At 63.7% G+C, this 2,984-nt stretch carries 2 protein-coding genes; one reads left to right on the forward strand and one right to left on the reverse strand.

Going from position 1 to position 2,984, the window contains the following annotated elements:
* The coding region (locus tag LH128_RS06155) for an AMP-dependent ligase (protein WP_008828728.1) at positions 1–228 on the forward strand (228 nt) is incomplete at its 5' end.
* Positions 229–400: 172 nt separating this feature from the next.
* On the opposite strand, the gene LH128_RS06160 is transcribed toward LH128_RS06155, so the two are convergent.
* Positions 401–2,617 (reverse strand): TonB-dependent receptor, encoded by a 2,217-nt coding sequence (locus tag LH128_RS06160; RefSeq protein WP_008828729.1) that lies wholly within the window; start codon positions 2,615–2,617, stop codon positions 401–403.
* Positions 2,618–2,984 lie beyond the last annotated feature (367 nt).

Here is a 2,984-nt window from a genome sequence, read left to right on the forward strand (position 1 = left end):
GTCGTCGCCATGCCGCACGAGCGCCTGGGCGAAGGCGTCTGCGCCTACGTCATCGCCGATGGCGAGGCGCCGAGCCCGCAGGCGCTCGCCGCACACATCGCCGACAGCGGGCTGGCGAAGCAGAAAATTCCCGAGAGGTTCGAATTCCGCGAGGATTTCCCGCGCACGGCTTCCGGCAAAGTGCGCAAGGACCTGCTCCGCGCGGATGTGAAGGCGCTGGTGCCCTAATTCCTCCCCGAGCTTGTCTCGGGGAGGTGGCAGCCCGTCAGGGCTGACGGAGGGGGAATTTTCCGGACTCTCCCCCTCCACCACCGCTTCGCGGCGGGCCCCCCCCCCCCCCCCGCGCGATCAGTCGGCATCCCGCGCCGTTCGACGCCGTACGGCGCGGGATGATCCGGCATCAATATTCGAAAGTCATCGACGCCTTCACGGTGCGCGGCGAGCCCTGCAATAGATAGCCGCCGAACGCCGATGACCAGTAGCGGCGATTGGCGATGTTTTCGGCGCTCATACGGAAGGTGACGGGGTGTTCGCCGATCACTGCGACATAGCGCGCGCCGAGATCGAAACGGACCCAGTCAGGCAGTTCCTGAGCGGCGGCCGCCGCGCTGGGGATGTTGATCATCTGCTTGCCGGTCAGGACCACGCGGCCGGTCAACGTCAGGGCCTCGATGAAGGACGGCACGACCTCGGTGCCGAAATTGACCTGGTAGTCGGGGACGCCGATCGCCTTCTTGCCGTTGTTCACCCCGTTCAGCGATTTGGTAATCTTGGCATCGTTGACCGAGAACCCGCCGATGAAGCAAAGCCAGTCGGCGGGTTCGCCGTTGAGGGTGACCTCGACGCCGCGATTGCGCTGCTCACCGTCTACCACGAAGGTGCCCAGGCCGCTTGCAGGCGTCGTGGTGAAGGTGCTCGGCTGTTTCGTCTGATAGAGCGCGACGGTGCCGGTAAGGCCGTGGATCGCCATCTTGCCGCCGAGTTCATACTGAACTGACTTGTATGGCGCGAACACTTCGCCCGGATTGGTGACGTTGGTGAGCGGCGCGGTGGGGCCTTGGGCCAGGCCCTCGATACGGTTGGCGTAAAGGGAGACAGTGCCGGCCGGCTTGACGATTACACCTACCACCGGGGTCGTCCGGCTTTCATCGTAGCGGCTGGTCCGGGCGAGCGTGGTGCGATTGTAGGCGTTGACTATCATGTTCTGCCGTCGCGCGCCGACGGTGACGAGGATGCGATCGCCCAGAAATCCGATCGTGTCCGATGCGAACAGGCTGGTGAACGCGCCGGTCGAGACGCGCGGCAGATCTGTAAAGGAGCCGGAGACCAGGCCCGGCGTTACCGAGTTCGGCGGCCGATCGACGATCGGGGCATTGTAGAGATTGGTGCAGAAGGAAGTGGCACTTGCCCCGCAGGCTGTGCGGACCGCCGCTGGGAAGGCACCGAAGGCAAAGGCATTGCGGTTTTCCGTATAGGTGGCCGATCCACCGAAGTTGATTTCGTTGGTGATGCCGCTCACGGCGAACTTGCCGCGCAGGCCGAACTGGCCGCTCTCGTTATTGTCCTCGCGCGGGACGTAAAGGCGCGAGCCGGTGCCGGCACCGGTGGCCGCATTGGTGATCGTGAGCGTCGAATAATCGCCTTTTTCGGATCCGTCGCGCATTCCCGCGGCGAGATAGACCATCCAGTCCTTGGCGATATCGATTTCGACACGCGCCAGCGCATAAATGTCTCGCAGCTTGGTGAAGGTCCAGGGCTGTCCGTAATTGTCGTTGGCGTCCGGCGTCCTGGGAACCGCGATGTTGTTCGCCAGCCGTACTGTTGGCCGGCTATAGTTTGCCGCCTGCTCCTCGTAGCCGAAGTCGAGGAAGAAGCGCCCCGGTCCCTTGCGGAAGTCGAAGCTGGCGCCTGCGACCTTTACCTCGCGGTGCTCGTTATCGACCGCAGTGTCGCCCGAACGATAGACTCCGTTCACGCGGATGCCGAATTCCCGGTCCGGGCCGAAACGTGTGCCGATATCGACATTGCCGCCCAGAATGCCGTCGGCGCTGTAGCTCGCGGTGCCGCGGATCAACGTCTTCTGCGCGCGCTTCGGCACCAGATTGATGCCGCCGCCGATGCCGGACCCACCCGGAGCAGCGCCGAACAGGAAGGCGCTGGCACCGTTCAGGACCTGGACGCTCTCATAGAGTTCCGGCGAGACGAGTTGGCGCGGTGTGACGCCATAAAGGCCGTCGATCGACACATCGTCCCCGTTCAATGCGAAGCCGCGGATGACGAACAGCTCGGACTGGTTGCCCGAGCCATAAGTGGTGCGAACCGAAGGGTCGTTTTCGAGAACGTCGCCAATCGTCTCGGATTGTTGATCGAGGATCAGCTGCGCCGTGTAGGACGTGATGTTGAACGGTGTGGAGAGTGCGTCCTTGTTACCCAGGACGCCGATATTGCCGTCGCTTACGACCTGCTTCTGCGCCTGCTGACCCGTTACGATGATGTCGTTGCGGCTCTCCTCGCTCTCGGCATCGCGGGGAGCATGCTGGGCGAAGGCGGGTGAGGCGATTGCGAATGTCGCCGCGAGCGCCGCGGCGCTGGATCCCCGAATGATGGAAATGCGCATGGTTCGTACCCCAAAATGAGTTGACTCGATCTGCCGCGACGGATTTTCCCGTCCGCTGCAAAGGTTCCTTCCTGCGCCCGCGCCGAGCCGCACGGTCCAGCATTCCATCTGACTGCGGCCTGGAGCCGAAAACATCCAGTTTGTCCTGAGGCAGGGGACCAGGTGATGCTGGCCGCATTCGGAAAACTCCCGCCGTCGATGCGTGATCTGCCCACCTCGGGAAACATCGCCCGGCGGGCTGAAATGCCGGTGTGCGGCAGCGCCGCTCAGCCGAAGCGCTGTTTTCCGCCGACGACGGTGCGCAGCACGCCGGTTTGCGCAATCGTCTCCGGATCGATGGCGAACAGGTCGCGGTCGAGTACGACGA

The organism is Sphingomonas sp. LH128 (assembly GCF_000293195.2).
GTDB lineage: Bacteria > Pseudomonadota > Alphaproteobacteria > Sphingomonadales > Sphingomonadaceae > Novosphingobium > Novosphingobium resinovorum_A.